Annotated in this window: 14 protein-coding genes; 5 read left to right on the top strand and 9 right to left on the bottom strand. The window is 34.5% G+C overall.

Going from position 1 to position 18,828, the window contains the following annotated elements; all coding sequences use genetic code 11:
- The first annotated feature begins 44 nt into the window (after positions 1 to 44).
- From D7029_RS09155 to D7029_RS09145, 3 genes are all read left to right on the top strand, one after another.
- Positions 45 to 395: a hypothetical protein gene (locus D7029_RS09155; RefSeq protein ID WP_194952491.1), complete on the top strand. Its 351-nt coding sequence runs from the start codon at positions 45 to 47 to the stop codon at positions 393 to 395.
- A 270-nt stretch (positions 396 to 665) separates the two neighbouring features.
- On the top strand, positions 666 to 2,066 hold the full coding sequence (locus D7029_RS09150) for an amidohydrolase (protein ID WP_194952609.1): 1,401 nt from the start codon (positions 666 to 668) through the stop codon (positions 2,064 to 2,066).
- Positions 2,067 to 2,426: 360 nt separating this feature from the next.
- Entirely contained in the window at positions 2,427 to 4,085 is a 1,659-nt protein-coding gene (locus D7029_RS09145; RefSeq protein WP_194952490.1) for a DUF4139 domain-containing protein, read from the top strand.
- A 102-nt stretch (positions 4,086 to 4,187) separates the two neighbouring features.
- On the opposite strand, the gene D7029_RS09140 is transcribed toward D7029_RS09145, so the two are convergent.
- The 6 genes from D7029_RS09140 to D7029_RS09115 form a co-directional block, all read right to left on the bottom strand.
- The gene (locus D7029_RS09140; protein WP_194952489.1) at positions 4,188 to 5,222 is read right to left on the bottom strand and encodes a serine hydrolase domain-containing protein; all 1,035 of its coding nucleotides are present in this window, start codon (positions 5,220 to 5,222) and stop codon (positions 4,188 to 4,190) included.
- The gene (locus tag D7029_RS09135; protein WP_228766758.1) at positions 5,219 to 5,665 is read right to left on the bottom strand and encodes a GNAT family N-acetyltransferase; all 447 of its coding nucleotides are present in this window, start codon (positions 5,663 to 5,665) and stop codon (positions 5,219 to 5,221) included. The genes D7029_RS09140 and D7029_RS09135 overlap by 4 nt, the downstream gene beginning before the upstream one ends.
- Positions 5,666 to 5,889: 224 nt before the next feature.
- On the bottom strand, positions 5,890 to 6,546 hold the full coding sequence (locus tag D7029_RS09130; protein ID WP_194952488.1) for a glutathione S-transferase family protein: 657 nt from the start codon (positions 6,544 to 6,546) through the stop codon (positions 5,890 to 5,892).
- Positions 6,547 to 6,825: 279 nt separating this feature from the next.
- The gene (gene yidZ / locus D7029_RS09125) at positions 6,826 to 7,800 is read right to left on the bottom strand and encodes an HTH-type transcriptional regulator YidZ (protein WP_194952487.1); all 975 of its coding nucleotides are present in this window, start codon (positions 7,798 to 7,800) and stop codon (positions 6,826 to 6,828) included.
- Positions 7,793 to 8,971 (bottom strand): MFS transporter, encoded by a 1,179-nt coding sequence (locus D7029_RS09120; RefSeq protein WP_194952486.1) that lies wholly within the window; start codon positions 8,969 to 8,971, stop codon positions 7,793 to 7,795. The genes yidZ and D7029_RS09120 overlap by 8 nt, the downstream gene beginning before the upstream one ends.
- Positions 8,972 to 9,119: 148 nt before the next feature.
- Positions 9,120 to 10,496: a hypothetical protein gene (locus D7029_RS09115; protein WP_194952485.1), complete on the bottom strand. Its 1,377-nt coding sequence runs from the start codon at positions 10,494 to 10,496 to the stop codon at positions 9,120 to 9,122.
- Positions 10,497 to 10,665: 169 nt separating this feature from the next.
- Between D7029_RS09115 and D7029_RS09110 the strand changes: the two genes are divergently transcribed.
- Positions 10,666 to 12,225, top strand: a complete 1,560-nt coding sequence (locus D7029_RS09110) for a bifunctional metallophosphatase/5'-nucleotidase (RefSeq protein ID WP_194952484.1) — start codon at positions 10,666 to 10,668, stop codon at positions 12,223 to 12,225.
- A 188-nt stretch (positions 12,226 to 12,413) separates the two neighbouring features.
- Positions 12,414 to 13,184: a DUF4184 family protein gene (locus tag D7029_RS09105; RefSeq protein ID WP_194952483.1), complete on the top strand. Its 771-nt coding sequence runs from the start codon at positions 12,414 to 12,416 to the stop codon at positions 13,182 to 13,184.
- Between the two features lie 64 nt (positions 13,185 to 13,248).
- On the opposite strand, the gene mnmH is transcribed toward D7029_RS09105, so the two are convergent.
- From mnmH to D7029_RS09090, 3 genes are all read right to left on the bottom strand, one after another.
- Positions 13,249 to 14,334, bottom strand: coding sequence for a tRNA 2-selenouridine(34) synthase MnmH (mnmH, locus tag D7029_RS09100; RefSeq protein ID WP_194952482.1), 1,086 nt, complete (start codon positions 14,332 to 14,334; stop codon positions 13,249 to 13,251).
- Positions 14,335 to 14,533: 199 nt separating this feature from the next.
- Entirely contained in the window at positions 14,534 to 17,617 is a 3,084-nt protein-coding gene (locus tag D7029_RS09095; RefSeq protein ID WP_194952481.1) for an efflux RND transporter permease subunit, read from the bottom strand.
- Positions 17,618 to 17,627: 10 nt separating this feature from the next.
- The gene (locus tag D7029_RS09090; protein ID WP_194952480.1) at positions 17,628 to 18,716 is read right to left on the bottom strand and encodes an efflux RND transporter periplasmic adaptor subunit; all 1,089 of its coding nucleotides are present in this window, start codon (positions 18,714 to 18,716) and stop codon (positions 17,628 to 17,630) included.
- Positions 18,717 to 18,828 lie beyond the last annotated feature (112 nt).

Genomic DNA, 18,828 nt, shown 5'->3' with positions numbered 1-18,828 from the left:
AATGGTCTTTTGACATCTATTAGATGAACCTAGGGAGCATTGCCATGAAAAAGAGAGTCCTATTATCTGTTATTTTATCTTCTTTATTTCTATATTCATCGGTAGCTTCTGCCTGTGCTTATTGCTACGGCTACCATGATAGAGCTCAATCAAATTATAGTGATAGCTACTCTAACTTAGTGCGCAGCTTTGAAGATAAACGCTATGAGCTAAATAAGCTTTATGATCAAGGCGTCAAAGAGACAGATGACAAAGCCCAAACATTAATTAAAGATTTAGATTCATTATCAAATCAAATCCAAACTGAACGAGATAATAATCGTTCATACCGACACAACCGATATCAAGATGATAGAAATCATAATCGTGGATATCATAATAACCGTTGCTGGTAACTCACTCTTGTCATTCACAGACAGATAACCAGCCAGTGTAGCGTTTGTTATTAACAATAAACGCTACATGCCTCATTTAATCTCGCCACTCTCTACGACATATTTCGTATCTATCGATAAGACTAACTGCAAGAAATTTAGACACCGATTGCGATAATAACTTCAATTAATTATTTATTCGGTGATCTCATTCACTTTCGGTTAATATCAAAAGCCGATGAATTTATTTATAATCTTAGGAAAATTTTCCCATCAAGACGAGAGGTAATGATGTCATTTTCTAAATCTATGCTTGCTTTGGCTGTCATGGCGGTCTCCTTTTCTAGTTACGCGGCAAAACAAGCTGATTTGATGATAGTTGACGGTACTGTTCTAACTATGGATCAGCAAAATAAAATCATTGAACAGGGCACTGTTGTCGTAAAAGAAAATAAAATTATTGCCGTTGGTGGCCCCGAGCTTTCTAAAGAATATCAAGCCAATAAAGTGTTAGATGTTGATGGTGATATTGTGATGCCGGGTTTAATTAATACCCATACGCATGGTTCGATGACTGTATTTCGTTCCTTAGCCGATGATGTACCAGACAGACTTCACCGTTATATCTTCCCACTCGAAAGCAAAATGGTTTCTCGCGAAATGGTCAGAGTGGGTGCCAATCTTGCAAATATCGAAATGGTAAAAGGTGGTGTAACAACTTACGTTGATATGTATTACTTCGAAGATGAAGTCGCTAAAACTGTCGATAAAATGGGTAATCGCGCAGTATTAGGAGAATCTGTTATTAATTTCCCAGTTGCAGATGCGAAAACACCAGAAGAAGGTATCCAATACGCAGTAAACTTTATTAAAGAATATAAAGATCACCCTCGTATTATCCCAGCATTTGCACCACATGCTCCTTATACAAATACCACAGAAAACCTTCAGAAAATTGCTAAATTATCAATAGAACTTGATGTTCCTGTTATGATCCATTTGGCTGAAACCGACCGTGAACAAGAAGAAATCGCTAAACGTACTGGCGGTAAAAGTCCAGTGCAATATATGGCAGATATCGGGGCGCTAAATAATAAAGTTATCGCTGCTCACGCAATTATGGTTGATGATAAAGATATTGATTTACTGAAAAAATATGATGTTGGTGTTGCTCATAATATCAGTGCAAATACTAAATCAGCAAAAGGTGTAGCGCCTGTCGTTGCGATGTTAGAAAAGGGTGTTCGTGTGGGCTTAGGGACTGATGGTCCAATGTCGAGTAATACGCTAACGACCATGAATGAGCTAAATCTTGTGGGTAAAATCCATAAATTAGAGAATAAAGATCGTGCTGCTATGCCACCATTAACCGTAGTAGAACTGGCAACAATGGGTTCAGCGAAAGTACTACATATGGAAGATAAACTGGGCTCTTTAGAATCAGGCAAACTTGCTGATATTATCGTTGTTGATACTAAATCGCCTAACATGGTGCCAATGTATAGTCCTTATGCAGCATTAGTGTATGGCGCAAATGGCAGTAATGTTCGCCACACCATCGTTGATGGAAAGATCTTAATGGAAGATCGTCAGCTATTAACCGTTGATGAAAAAGCTATTATTAAAGAAGCACAAGATTTCTCTAATAAAGTACGCAAAACTGTTATCGATAGCGGTGAAGTTGTTAAATAAGAATTGATAAAAATATCTTTATTCTGGGCAGTTTATTTTTAAACTGCCTTTTTTATTGCTATTGCCAGAGTGTATTAATCTTTTCTGCTTATTTTTATCTAAACAAGACGATATAAAGCTAATAAAAGCTAAATATTGCACCATCATTAAGATAATCCTTATTATTTAAATATTCATTTAATTAAAAATGCTAACACACTGTTTTATCTGTTTTTTCCACTTCGTAACTATCAGATTTTAAGTTTATTCTGTTATCAAATTTATTAGAGATGCAATACTATCTAAATATACTTGTGCAACAGTGCATCTCTATTTTGAAGTTCTCACTAATACTGCTCATCAACTACGGATAGAATAAAAATGATGATTAAACCCAATAAATTAACGCTATCGCTTATTACATTATCTATTATTAGTGCAACTAGTGTTTTTGCTAATGAAATCAATTCAGTAGATCCGACTAAACCGCTTAATTACGATATAAAACTCAACCAAGCAACGATTTTTTTACGGGGTGCTGAACTTGAAAATAACGTCACTCTTAACTTACCTGCAGGGCAGAGTGAAGTTGTTTTATCTAATGTTGCAGACAATATTGATCCTAGAAGCTTATCAATTAGCATTGATAATGAAGATGTGATTATTAATACCATTAACGTTAAAAAAATTCCTATTGCTCCTAGTTACCCTTCTAACATTGCAGTATTGATGGAAAAACAGAAAGACATTAATAAGCGAATTGAAGTATTAAACATCAATATTAATGTGGGTGATGAACAAATTACTTTATTAAAAGACCAATCATTTTTTGGTTATGGTGAAACTCAGTCATTAGAACACTCATCACAAAAATTTGATTTTATTAGCCAAAAAATGACATCTATTTTAAATCAGCAAAAAATGGCGCGTGAAGAAATTGCTGAATTAACAGAACAATTAGAAGAGTTAAACCGACAATTAGAAATTGATATGCCAATTATTGCGCAAGAGAAAACACAAATTGTTTTATCTTTAGGCACATCAAAAAATCTAACCAGCAAAATGCGTATTTCTTATATAACGCCAGATGCTGGATGGTCACCTGCTTATGATATCCGAAGCCAAGGAATGGATAAGCCAATATTACTCACCTATAAAGCGGATGTTATTCAAAATACAGGCTTAAATTGGGATAAAGTAAAACTGGTTTTAACATCTACTAATCCATCACTTAATATCACTGCACCAACATTATCACCTTGGTATTTATCTCTTTATAATAACACTTCGAAATTTAAACAATCCAATATGGACATGAGGATGGCTATGCCAGCTCCAGTGTTAGAAGAAATGAGTGAAAGGGAAAGCATGGCACCAAGAGAGCGACTAAGTAAAGGCGTGACTCGTTACGTAACAACCAATAATAATGGTATCAATTTAAGCCATGCTATCGCGTTACCTTACACCTTAAAAAATAGCACAGAGCCTAATACATTAGTGATTAATCAAAAAGAAGTTGTTGCGGATTATCGCTATTTAACAACGCCTAAATTAGTTGAAGAAGTTTATTTACAAGCTGAAGTTAAAGATTGGGAAAACTTAAATTTACTTAATGGTCGTGCGAATATCTACTATATGAATAGCTTTGTTGGTAATAGTTATATTAATACCAACGAATTAACAGAGTTACTTAGCATTCCATTTGGAATAGATAAAAATATTCAAATTAGCCGTATTAACAATGAGAAAATAAGAAAAGAGCCTATCTTTATTGGTACAACGATTGAACAAAAAGAGAGTTATACCATTAAAGTAAGAAATACTTATAACTCTCCTGTAAAAGTCACTATTTACGATCAACTACCACTTAGCCAAGAAAACAATATCAATGTAGCAGATGCCATTTATAAAGATGGTGTGCTTGATAAAGATACTGGTGAAATTAAATGGGATATCACATTAGGTGCCAAAGAGGAAAAATCATTACCATTGAATTATACTCTTTCTTATCCTAAGAATAGACAAATTATGGGATTATAATTTCTCTTATCTACATTTAAAAAATAAAATAGAAGAGGGTGCAATTGCACCTTTTTCTATTTTAAATAAGAGCTATTTTTTCATTTTCTCTATTTTTGCCGACTAATTAAGCAAAATTTTTGCGGCTTTAGTTGCAAGTAAATCAATATCATAGTTTTCACGATTAGATAGAACGGTGATAGTGAGTTTAGATTGTGGGAAACGCATAAAATAGGTTGAAGTTCCCATCCAACCCCCTGAATGTTCAAAACTTATTTCACCCAGTGTATGATTAATAAAAAGGCCAAATCCATAAGCTTCATAATCAATTATCGGCTTACCTTCACGCGTAGAATTAGGAAAAGGTTGTGTCATTTTCGCAATAAGCTCAGCACCACCCACTTTTGCGGTACTAAAGTTTTCACCCCATTTCATTAAATCGTTCGCACTTGAATGTACTGCACCATCTCCAGTATGTGTCCAAGGACTTTCTGATAACTCATAGTTTCCTTGCTCATTTTCCGCATATCCAGACACAATAGGATTTATTGTAGGATATTCTTCAACAATAAACGTATCGTTCATTTGTAATGGCGCAAAGATACGCTCTTGAGCAAAAACTGAAAATGGTTGTTGAGTTACTCGCTCAATGATCTGAGAAAGTAAAAAATATCCAGTATTGTTATATTCAAATTTACTGCCAATAGGGTAGTAAGTCTCTGTTTGCTTTACAATATCAGCAAAACTTTCTTCTGGCGTAAGTTGCGTTGTGTAAGAAACACCTCGCTCAAACGCTAATTCCATATAATCAATTAATCCACTGGTATGGGAAACTAAATCGTTAATTGTGATCGCTTTGGCATAGTCACCTAACTCCGGCAAATAAATAAGAATTGAATCATCAAGTGATAACTTTCCATCTTTAGCCAGAAGCAATATAGAAAAAGCGGTAAATTGCTTTGAAACAGAAGCCAAATTAAAGACACTATTTTCATCAATTAATTGATTTTTAGATATATTCGCAAGACCTTTTTGAGCTTGATATATAACACCATCATCAAAACGAGCCTGTATAATAATACCCGGTGTATTCTCTGAAATAGGACTTAATAACTGTTCTATCTGTTCTTGCTTGCTATTATTTTTTATATTTTTCATTGTGTTACTCTTATTATTGCTAACATATCATCCCCATCTTTATCCATACCTATCTCTTCAAAACCAAAAGAGGCATAGAATGTTTTAGCCACTGGATTTAATGGGTTATAACAGATCTCAATTTCATTGATTTCTTTATCTTGTTTAATTTCATTTAAAGCAAGCTGAAGGGCATTTCTGCCTAATCCTTTATTTTGGTGTGCTTTATCTATCATAAAACGCCAGATAGCAATTTTATGCGAGTTTTCTTTTACCCACATAAAAAAGCCAACTGGTTTATCTGATAAATAAATACCTCTGACGACATAGTTTTCGTTATAAGCCGCCTCAACTAAAGACCATATATTAGAAGCAATATAGTCTTCTTGATATTCTTCCACTTCAAGCAAGCTAATTTCTTCATAATTATCTGAAGTGATACGTTTTAAACTGATATCCATCATATTCTCTTTTTAAATCACTAAATCGCATTTTAATAAAAACTCATTGTTTATTATCTGCGATAAAATTAAAGAAAGATTAAGAGAAGATTTAGATAGCACAATAAGACACATTATTTATAAAAGGGAAAATATAAAAATATTTTATTTACTCACCTTAAACTTAAAAAACTAAGGTGAGTATAAAAAAGATCAGCATTAATTATTCTGCATATTTAATCTAATAATTAAGCCAATATCTCTTCATTTTTAGGTTGGCAATTTGCTAATATCGCTTTTTTAACAGCAGGGCGTTGATTAATTTTATCCAGCCACTCAATAACATATGGGAATGTTGTAAGATCTAAATTTAACTCTTCCCATGTTCTTAACCATGAAAAAGTTGCAATATCAGCAATTGAGTAATGATTTCCTGCTAAATAAGGCGTTATTGTGAGTTGTCGTTCAATTACACCCAATAGACGCAAAGATTCATTTGTATAACGTGTAATTGCCTCAAGATTTTGTGTTTTAGAACCATGCAAAAACCACCATAATTGCCCCATCATAGGGCCAACACCTGCGATTTGAAAATTTAGCCATTGCTGGATACTCAAATTCTCTTTCATTGATACCGATTTAAATACTTTATACTTATCATCGAGGTAAGTTAATATCGCACCTGATTCAAAAACAGTCATATCCTCCTCATTGTCAACAATTGCAGGTATTTTTCCATTTGGGTTGATCGCCAAATATTCTGGGCTACGCTGAACGCCCGTCGATAAATCCAAATAGATTTTAGAATGTGCTAATTGAGCTTCATGTAAAAAGATACTAATTTTTAAGCCATTAGGCGTATTAGAGGTATAAAAAATTAGCTTTTTATCAGGTGATTTTTTCATGTTGTACTCTCTACAGTTTATATTCTTTAAATATTATTTAAATTGCAAAAGCAATCATTGCAATTGCAACTATATATTTTAAGTATAAGGAGATCAAGCACGATAAAGTGCATAACATGATCCTCTGATGTCAGAAAGAGTATAAAAAGAGGTTAAAAATAGGGTGGTATACGATAGCGATATAAAAAACAGGATAAGATTATTTATTAATAATAATCTTAATCCTGCTAATAATTTTCGGTAAATACAGAAGAAACTAAATAAATAGCAGTAAGACTTTTAACGACTATTTTTCTGCATAAATTGATTAACACTATTTTTGATAGTTTCTCTTAACCACAACACTTTAGAATTATACGCATGGCGTTTATGCCACAGTAAAATAAATGAGATATCAAGCTGTTCAGAAACACTGTGTGGCAGTGGTAGAGGTAATGTCACTAAATTAGGTAAAGCTCTAGAGATATAATGTACACAATATCCAGGCAAACAAGTAATAAGTTCATGATTAGGTTGAGAAATCATAAATAAAGTTTGCTCAAATGACGTGTAAGTTATGGCTATATTACGTAAACGCCCATGCTCTGCCAAAATATCATCTAATGCCCAATGAGGTCGTTTATCATATTCTGTTGAGATGTGAGAATAGCGTAAAAATGTCTCTAAATTCCAAGGCTCTTTTAATAACGGGTGATCTTTTCGCACATAAACTAATGGCGTATCACGAAAAAGCTCTTCACAATCGATGACTTCAGGTAATAAATGTAATGCTTCTTTAGAGCCTGAATAATATTCACGACCTAAAAAAGCAATATCAGCATCACCGTCAATAATGCTCGAAAGTGAGTTATATTCCCAATTTCGTATTTGCACCATTGATTGAGGATAATAATTCAATATTTCTAAAGGGAATTGATTCAATAACACCTGATGTAAAGGGGATTCCAATATTAAACTAAAATGAACACCTTTAGGTGTCTCGCTATTTTGCTTACCCGCGATATGGTTACCAATATTAATAAAATCGGAAAGAGATTCTTCAATACTTAATGTCAAAGGTGTTGGAATTAATCCCTGAGGGCTGCGAACGAAAAGAGGATCATCAAACCAAACGCGCAATTTAGCCAATGCTTTACTCACCGCAGAAGGTGAAATAGACAACCATTTTGCAGTCAATGTAACACTACGCTCTTGTAAAAGAATTTGAAAAATAACCAATAAATTCAAATCTATTCGATGTAATGGCTTATGCATCACAATTCACCTTTTGTTGTTGTCCAGAAGAACGAAAGAGATGCAAAAAGGTAAAACCAATAAAGCTACTTACAAACAATATAATCATCAGCATATTAATTGCAGATATTCCTAACCACCCCATAGTCCAGATATAAAGAGATGCAAAACTCAACTGCAAAATCCCTAAAATTGAACTGGCAAGCCCAGCACGCTGGCTAAATGGAGAGAGTGCTTGACTCATTATAATACCAAATAGTAACGCAAACCCCGCGCCACATAATGAAAATGAGACAAAGAACCAGCGAGGATCACTGTTTTTTCCGATGAAAAGAAAAATAGCCGCACCCAAAAAGCTTGATAAACCCGTATACAAAATAGTTTCATAGCGGAGTTTTGTTAATATTTTCGGCATCATAAACGAAGTGACCATACTGACCATCGCAAGCAATGTAATTGCTGTTGAATACTGCCCAGTGGTGTAATGCATTTGCTGCATAATCACGATTGGAGAGATATTAACATAAGTCAGGATCACGCTCATTCCCAAGCATGAAATAAGCAAACGACTTAAAAAGAAGCTATTTAAAAAAGATTCATCGGTGAGTGTAGTCGTTTTATTTTTACTTTTAGCCAACTGTTTTGGTTTGGTTTCTTTTATCACAAAGAAACAATAAATAAAGATTAATGACGCGTAGATTGCCATGGCATAAAACATGACCGGCCATTTAAATTTTAATAAGATCAGAAAACCTAAAACAGGCGCTAATACTGGAATAATACAAGTAATGCCATTTATCATAGAAAGAACTTTAGCGCGTTGTTTTTCAGCTAATGTATCTCGTAATATCGCAAAAGTAACAACATAACAAAATCCAGCCCCAATACCTTGGAAGAAGCGTGCGATCAAAAAGTTATTTTCCGTTACCGAAACTCCAGCACCAAATGATGCCAATAAGAAAATAACGGTTCCAAGCAATACAACAGGTTTACGTCCTAAATTATCACTACACCATCCTGCAATTAACATGGATGAAACCATGCCCATTAAATAAATTGAAAAAGCTTGATGTAATGTCACTTCCGATGCGTTTAAATCATTTGCGATTGCCGTTAAACCCGTTAAATGTAAGTCCACACCAAGAGGGTAAATCAACACTAAGCAAAAGCTAAAAAGGATATATTTTGTCATCCAGCCACCTCAATTATTCTGATGAAGAGGCATTCTAGTCGTCAAAGAAACTGAAACCTAATGACAAAAAAGCAATCTCTAATTTCCATTTTGGAAATATCCGATTATACTTTTCGAGATCAAACGGTAATGATAAGGTATTTTTATTTTAATTAAACAGTGATTTTATCGTTATCTTTTCTTTTATTAGTTCCATTCTTTGTGCTGGCGTTCCACTTTCATTACTAAGACAATAATTATAGTAAAAACTATAAATAGATAATAATAATTTTACTGTACTAGGCGATAAGGTTTTCAAAAATACATCAGGAAATTTTTCTTTAAATGATTGAATAAATAGATGGCTGTAATCAAGAGAAGGGGATATTTTAGTATAAAAACTAACATCATCTGTTTTATTTAACCCCAAATTACATAGATAGAATAACTCTTGATTATCTTGAGATATAAACTCATACCATTTGTTATTCCACCAACCCAGTGTATAACTTCCTTTATAATTAAAATCTGATGTTAGGCGTGTTCCCTTTGAAACCACATAATAAAGGTTAGATGTTTTTTGTTTTATTTCTTTACCGTAGGCAACCATACACCCACCACGGATAAAGCTATCATGATAAATAAAATGATGTTTAATACTTATTGGTAGAATAAACTTTAATTTAAGAAAGTGAAAATGTGATAAAACAACAGGTTCAATAATATGCTCAGAGCAAATCTTTTCTGTGTATTGAATTTGACCAAAACTTTTTCTACTATTTATTTGCTCATATCGCATAATAATATTATCGAGTAATACACCTTGAGTATTATCTAATGTCTCTTTTTTAGTGTTGTTATGATATTGACTATCAGAGCTCACTAATATTTCACTCCAATTAACACTTGGAAGAAAAACATAACCTGTTTTAGAGCAACAGGTTACCATCCCAAAAAGCTCATTTGAAAAGCCTTTTGTTGTGTTGTTACGGCAACTCAACGTAAATACGTTTGTTTGCAAATCATAAGTTTTATTTTTATCTAATAACTTTTCATATTGCCTTGTTTTTATTTCTATTATCTTTTCAATAGCAGATAGTTTTCTATAAAACAGAGCAGGGGTAATGTTTAAATTCTTAATAATATAAGTGGGTGTTTGCGATTGTAAAATAAGAAGTTCTATTATTTTATTATTAATAGACTTTGAGTCTATATTGTTTTTAAGAGAAAAAACCGTATTACACTGTTTACATTGATAGCGTACTGTTCCTTTTCCTGTCTTGCCATAAAGTATTTTTTCTGATGAATCACAATTTGGGCATTGCTCATTAATATTTAAATTAAAAAAATCAATATAAGGATTTAATAATGCCTTTATATCTTCATTATTAATTAATACGCTACTACCGCCACAACAATTGCAATAAACGGCAGGAAAACCTAATTTAAAAGACGGGATCACATAGGCATTTTCTACAACTTCAGAAAAATGCTCACAACCCTCTGTTTTACATACATTAACATTAATTTCCTTTACTGTTTTCATCAGTTCTTATCACAAAAAACCAACACAAAATGATAATAACATAATTCAACTACGCGTAATGCTAACGCACTGTGATAGTTATCATACTTTTAACAAGTCAGGTATTATTAACTAAATACCGAACATCAACCAGGTTATTTCAGTATTTTTATTATTACAGGATATTATTATGAATAAGCCCGTTCTTATATTACCTCTGTTAATTGGCGCTTTATTAGGAAGTTCTTCCGTATTCGCTCAAGAAATTACTATTTATCATACTAACGATTTACACGCGAATGCCGTTCCTTTTAAAGCACCTTATGTTAGTAAAGATAGATTAGTCGGTGGGTTTGCAAATATTGCGACCATTGTTAAAGATGCTAAAAAAAATAATCCAGGCGTTTTATTTCTTGATGCTGGTGATTATTTTACAGGACCTTATTTAAGTACTTTAACTCAAGGTGAGGCCATCATCGATATCATGAACGAGATGTCTTTTGATGCAGCTTCCGTGGGTAATCATGAATTCGACCATGGTGTCGAAAACATGGTGACTCAACTTAAAAAAGCAACATTCCCTGTGCTTTTAGGTAATGTTTTCTATGAAGATAACGGCAAAGCTGTCTGGGATAAACCGTATATTATAGTAGAAAAAGAAGGCGTGAAATTTGGTGTAATTGGATTGCATGGTAAGTTTGCTTTCTATGACACGGTTAATAAAGATAAACGAGAGGGTGTTGAGGCAAGAGATGAAGTTGAATACCTTAATAAATATCTTAATGAACTGAAAGGAAAAGTTGATATAACCGTATTACTCGTTCATGAAGGTGTTCCAGCAAGACAATCCAGTTTCGGCTCGGCAGATGTCGCTCGTATGCTACAAAAAGATATTGAATTAGCACAACAAGTAAAAGGGCTAGATATTTTAATTACTGGCCATGCTCATGTGGGTACTCCAGAACCTATTAAAGTAAACGACACGTTGATTGTTTCTACGGATGCTTATGGCATTAACGTTGGAAAATTGGTGTTAGATATAAACGACAAAACTAAAAAAATTGATAACTATAAAGGTGAGCTAGTTAATATCTTTGCTGATGAACACAAGCCTGATCCGGATACGCAGAAAAAAATAGAAACATGGACTAAAAAATTAGACGAAATAGCACAACAAAAAATTGGCAATACTCAGAATGAACTAACGCGTTCTTATGGTGAGTCTTCTGAAATTGGTAATTTAATTACTGATGCTTTTTTAGTCACAGATAATCGGGCACAAGTTGCTTTTGTTAATAGTGGCGGTATTCGTAACGAGATCCATAAAGGAGATATTACGATCGGGGATATTATTAGCATGTTCCCATTCCCAGATGATTTAACTTATATGGAATTGAGCGGTAAAGACTTACGGGATTTAATGAACCATTCTGCAAATTTAACTAATGGTGTATTGCAGGCATCTAGTGGTTTTGAAATGAAATATGACAGTACTAAACCTGTAAACGAACGTGTTGTCTCAGTTTCTATCAATGGAAAACGTGTTGAAGATAATACTTACTATCCAATTATTGCTAATTCATTCTTAGCGAGAGGCGGAGATGGTTTTACAGCCTTCACTCAGGGTCGAAATGCTAAAGATATTCCTAATACCAGCGCAGCTACGGCAGTAATTGAATATATTAAGCAAAAAGTTACTATCAACATACCTAAAGAAGAACGAATTGTTGATATCTCTGCAAAAAAATAGTGTGTAAAAATCAATAACCCCATCATCTAACGCCATTAATGTTCTCACCATTAATGGCATTTTTGTATTAATGACAATGAGCTAATTTAATCTTAATAATCGTTGTGATATCAGATAAAGCCTAGCTAATCTACTGATATACTCATACTAATTTTTGTTATTCATCTTCATATTATAGAGATATTCCTATGCCGTGGACTTTTTCACATCCTTCTATTGTTTTCCCCATAAAGCAGTCCCGAATAGGAAAAAGCCTTAGTTTACCTGCATTAATTGTAGGAAGTACTTCACCTGATTTACTCTATTCTTTTGGCCTATATCAATCAGCGACAACGGCACATGATTTATTGGGCTGGTTTTATACAGCATTTCCTTTTTGCTTACTGGTTTTTATTCTAAATTATTTACTACGGGAGCCATTAAAGTGCGTATCGCCGATCCCCTTATATGAGCCAATAAAACCCAATATTCGAGCATTAAGCTTATTTGTTTTATCCCTGTATATTGGCGCGGTAACTCATATTGTATGGGATTCTTTTACTCACGAAACAGGAACCGCCGTCAGATTTTTTTCTGTACTACAAGCACAATTACTACAAGGAATGACCGATAGCCAAGAGATTGCTATCTATAAATTATTACAACATTTAGGCTCTGTATTAGGGTTGCTTTATTTATGTTGGAAATATATTCAATACCAGCGCAAACAAGACGCGCCAACACAAAAAGAGAACCGTATTAAGTTATATCGCTTAATTGGGATTGGCTTTCTATCTGGATTATGTGCTTTGCCTTTAGCTTTACAACTCTCAAATAAGGGGCAGGGAATTAACATTAATCGGTTTATTTTCCTTGAACTCTCTTTAGCGGTGCCTTTCTTCTTTGGTTTAGTGATAATCTTAGGAATCTGGGTATATCGAACTAAATTTGGCTCAAGTAAACAAAAAAGAGCCCCATAATATAAACTTACGGGGCTTTTCTTTGGTATGCGCTGTATTTAATACAGGAAATCTTAGCTATTTATTAGCTTTTAAACCACAGCATGACTTCTTCATAACTTCCTTGGTAAATAATCTTATCTTCCTTTTTGCTTAATTGATAACGATACATAGGATCGTAATATTCTTTAAGTAAAGGGGTTAACCAAGAAAAATGCGCTTCTGTATTAGACTCTTTTTTCTGAATTTCTAAGGCATTATCTAGCAACTGCGTTAATTCCATTGCTCTTTGAGAGCCCAAGCGACGGCGGATAGCAAATAAACCATGATGTAAATAATCACTGTAAGCTTGCCAACCTTTCTCTTCGCCATACGCTTCCAGATAATCGTGCGTCATACGATCAAAATACTCTGCTTTCAAACGTTCTATGCGTCGCTCTAAGGGATCATCCACAACAACTATTGAAGCATCAAGCATTTTTGCTCGCAAACATTCAGGTAATCCATTGGCTCCAATAGCACGACCTTCATCCTCAAGCACCCATCGTGTATATTTCGGTGATTTTTTCAACATCTCAACACCAAGGTGGTTTTCAAATGTCGCTTGAGGAAATTGCGCTTCTACTGTACGACCAAAAGACGAACCTCGATGGTGCGCAATACCTTCAAGATCAATACCCTCTGGTAATGAACGCACTAAAGTCGTTTTTCCATTACCAGTACATCCACCAATTAAGATAATAGGGCGTTGAACTAATTCATTGGTCATTTCAATAACAGTCTGTCTTAGCGCCTTATATCCACCTTCAATTAATGGATAATCTATACCGATCTCTTTAAGCCATTGCTGAACGATATGAGAACGCATTCCTCCACGAGCACAGCAAATATAACCATTTGGAAATTGCTCACAAGCTTCACGCCAAGCTGCGATACGGTTATCACGAATTTCACCACTAACCAATTGATGCCCTAAATCAACCGCTTTTTGTGAGCCTTGTTGTTTATAACAAGTTCCCACAGCAGCACGCTCTTCATCATTCATTAAAGGTAAATTAATCGCATTAGGGATTGAACCTTGATTAAATTCAATAGGCGCACGCACATCAATAATAGGTGTGTTATTAGCAAGGATATGTCGAATATTTTGAGCAGAAAACGCTGATTCCATAATAAAAATTGTTATATCTAGTCTAGCTGAAAGATTGACTACTATACTCTTAAGAACATGTTATGACACGCTCTGATCGTATATTTTTATTAAATTATAGTGTGTTATTTCTAACAGAATAATTTTTTCTAGAGCAAAAAAAATACACCACAGGGAGTATCTCCTGCGGCGTATTTCTTAATTTGTCACAATGGCATGGCTACCACTGCTTAATATTTCTATCTTCTTGTGTCACTGACGTTAATTTGGCTAATATCGGTAATAATTTGTGCTTAAAATCATCCATAAAGGTGTAAATAACAGGTACAAATAACAGGCTTAATAATGTTGAACTGATTAACCCGCCAATAACCGCGATAGCCATAGGTCCTCTGAAACCCGCATCCGCACCAGTCGTTAAAACAAGAGGGATCATTCCTGCAATCATTGCAAACGTGGTCATAATAATCGGTCTAACACGCTCTTGACCTGCCTCTAAAATTGCTTTTTCACGACTTAACCCAGCACGCTCTTTTTCAAGAATAAACTCAACTAATAATATCGAGTTTTTAGTGACAATCCCCATAAGCATAAGAATGCCAATAATCACAGGTAGATCAATCATCGCACCATATAAGACTAAAGCGATAATAGCGCCACCAATAGAAAAGGGTAATGCGACCAAAATAGTTACTGGTTGCATAAAATCTTTAAACAACACAATTAATATAGCGAGAACGAGTAATATGCTAAAAATCATCGTTGAACCAAAACGCATTAGCATATCGTGCATATATTCTGTGTCACCGTATTCAACTTGTGACACGGTATGCGGTAACTGTTGATATTCAGGTAGTGCCATTACAGCTTCGATTGCTTCACCCAAACTAATACCATCCAGATTACCTTCAATCGCTATTTTTCTTTGACGGTTAATTCGCTCAATTTGCGAAGGACCATCTCCTGAGTCTATTTTAGCCATTGTTTTAATCGGAACGGGTTGTTGCCCAGCGCTATTTACATAGAGATTATTAAGTAACTCAATATTATCTTGTTGATATTCAGGTAAAATAACCTGAACAGCTAACTGTCTATCGGGTAGATTAAATTTAGCACTACGAGAATTTGCCTCTCCCATTGTGGCAATCCGTAATGTATTCGCAATCTCTTCAACATTTATTCCAGTACGGCCTAAATTATCTAGCTTCGGTGTAACAATAAGCTCTTTACGCAGTAATGGCTTAACAACTTGGATATTATTAAATCCTGGAAGTTTTGCTATTTTATCGGTTAATTTTTGTATTTCTCTATCCAATTCTTCAGCATCATTCCCACTAAAAACGAGTGAAAACTCTTTATTACCACTGCTGTTACTAAATGAAAACTTAATATCTGCGCGCTGATTAAAGAGCGTTGTCACTTCTTGCTCAAACTCTTTTTGTGATAAAACACGCTCATTAGGCTCAGATAAGGTGAGAATTATCTCGCCTTTATGTTGAGCAATACCATCAGAGTCATCAGCAATGCCGGCAATAGTATAAACAGACTTAATTTCCGTTCTCTCTTTTAATAAACGAGTTAACTGATTAATCTCTTTTTGTGTCTGTTCAACTGGAGAGCCGGGCGGTAATTCAACACTAATTTGACTAATACTAATATCACCTTCGGGCATAAAACCGACGGGTAATAAACGAATGGCTGCCATTGATCCAATTAAAAAACTGAGTGCAATGGATAAAGCGAGTTTTCGGTGTTTTAAGGTTAGTGATAGAAAATAAGTATATTTACCAATCCAACGAGGTGTTTTGTGTTCTTTGCTTTTTGTCTGAGGCAGCAAAATATAAGCAGCCATTAGCGGAGTTACTAGGCGAGCAACTAGCAAGGAAGACAATACCGCCGCAGATACAGTGATACCAAAAGGAATAAAATATTTACCGACAAATCCGCCCATAAAACTAACAGGAAGAAATACAGCCACAATTGTTAAGGTAATAGCCACTATCGCAAACCCAATAGCATCAGATGCTTTTAATGCAGAAATATAGGGCCGTTCACCATGTTCAATATACTTTTGAATATTTTCAATTTCGACAATAGCATCATCCACTAAAATACCTATAACAAGTGTTAATGCTAATAACGTAATATTGTTTAAACTATAGTCAAAAAGCAGCAAAACAAGGAATGTGGGTAATATGGACAAAGGGAGTGCAATTGCGGCAATTAATGTTGCTCTCCAGCTTTTTAAGAAAAATAAAACGATAATAACCGTTAAGAAAGCCCCTTCAATTAACGTTTTAATCGTTAAATGATAGCTCGATTCGGTGTATTTTACTGTTGATGAAATAAGCTCAATATTAATATCTGGGTTAGTTGCTCTTAGTTGTGCCAATACTTTTTCGACATTGTCAGCAACGACCGTATCACTAGAACCTTTTGTTCTATATATCGCAAATCCAACACCATCATTGCCATTAAGTTGAGAAATAGATTTAGTTGATTTTTGCCCATCATAGATATTGGCGACTTCACCTAATTTGATCCATTGCCCATTATCAGTAGGCAATAGAATATTTTTAATTTCCTCAACACTTTGTTTTTCACCTAAAACACGGATGGTATGTTGCAGTGTATTATATTTGGTACTTCCTCCCGCTGAATTTTGGTGAACACCTCGTAAAAGTTCATTAATCGTCGTAATAGGGAGCTGTAATGCCGCTAATTTTTGTGCATCAGGTTCGACACGAATAACGCGCTCAACATCACCTAAGCGCCTTATTTTTTGTACACCTGAAACCATTACGAGTTGTTTACTAATAGTATCATCGACATACCATGATAAATCGGTCAGTGACATCGTTGAGGAAGAGACCATATAACGTAAAATGGCACCACCTTCGACATCTACACGACTAATTAAAGGCTCGTCAATAGTTTGAGGTAGCTCACCTCTAATTTGCACAATTTGTTCACGGACATCGTTCGTTGCTATATAAGCATCAATATTTAAGTCAAACTCAATAACCGTTGAAGAAGCACCTTCACTAATTGAAGAAGTAATATGACGAATACCCGGAATACCTGAAACAGCTCGTTCAACACGCTTTGTTACCGCATTTTCTAATTCAGTGGGCGAAGAGCCATCTTGTGTAATTGTGACGGTTACAATAGGGAAAGTAATAACCGGATTCGCCGTAACAGGTAATTGAATAAATGAAAAGATACCCGCAATAGTCAATACCAAAAAGATAACAATGGTTGGAATTGGTTTGGTTATCGCCCATGAAGATAATTGTAATTTCATTGAATATCCTTCATTGGACAAGATCACCTTGAGATAAAAAAGCTTGAGCATAAGCGACAACCTTAATATCAGTAGATAATGGGCTTAATATTTCTACTCGCCCATTATGAACACTACCAATATCAACAGGTTGAATTTCAATTCTTCTATCATGATTAACAATAAAGATATTCCGAATGCCATTAGCTTCGGTTCTGATTGCACTATACGGAAGTGTCATTCTCTGTTGTGGCTGTTGGGTATAAACCATGACACCCATTTCACCAATACGATGATTATGTTTGTCTGTTAATGAAACTCTAATTTTTCCTAACTGGGAATAGGTCTCTATTTTTGAAGAAATAAAGCGAATTGCACCAGATAGTTCTTTATTTGTGTAATCTTTGACTTTTACATCTGATGAATGATTAATTTGTGATAGCTCAGATAAATGCGCATTAGCTTCAAACTCTATTTCATTATTTTCAATAATTTTAAATAACAAAGCATTGTCAGAAAGAGTGCCATTCATTGCATGACGTTCGCTAATAACACCAGCGACTGGGGCAATAATTTTAGATTTATCTTCTTGGCTTTGTTCCCTTGCTAGTTGCGCATTTAATTGGCGTAATTCTGCACGAGTGGCTTCTAATTCTGCTTTTTTAGCCAATGTTTCTGATTTGGCTTTTTCAAAATCATTGGCTGAAATAACCCCTTTATTAGCCAAAGCGCTTAAACGAGTTAATTCTTTTTGTGCCTGTTCTGCTAACACTTTTTGCTGTTGTATATAAGCCGTGGCTTTTTCGGTTTCTGCTTTTAACTGCATTACCGCGGCTGTTTGAAGAGGTGATTCTAATGTTGCTAGTAGCTGATTTTTTTCTACCCATTGTCCTTCTTCAACAAAGACCGCTGTCACCATCTGTTGTTGTAATGGTGAACCAATAGAAATTTCATTTTTGGCAACAAAAATACCCGGTATATTAAGAACCTCTACGTAACGATCAATTTTAGGCTCTGTTACACTTAGTTTAATGATATTTTCATTTTCTTCGGCATGAATAACCGATGTCAGAAAACAACTGAAGAAAACAAATGTTATCTTCAATAGAAGTTTTTTCATAAATCTTTATTTCCCTAAAAATAATAGGGAACAATGTAATGCCGAGGTAATATCCATTCCTTAAATTCAAGTTAAGGTAGGATATTTATTTTAATAAGATTTTAATCTAGTA

The sequence above is a fragment of the Proteus vulgaris genome, assembly GCF_016647575.1.
In the GTDB taxonomy this organism is placed as follows: Bacteria; Pseudomonadota; Gammaproteobacteria; order Enterobacterales; family Enterobacteriaceae; genus Proteus; species Proteus mirabilis_B.
This window is presented reverse-complemented; position numbering and strand designations above follow the sequence as displayed.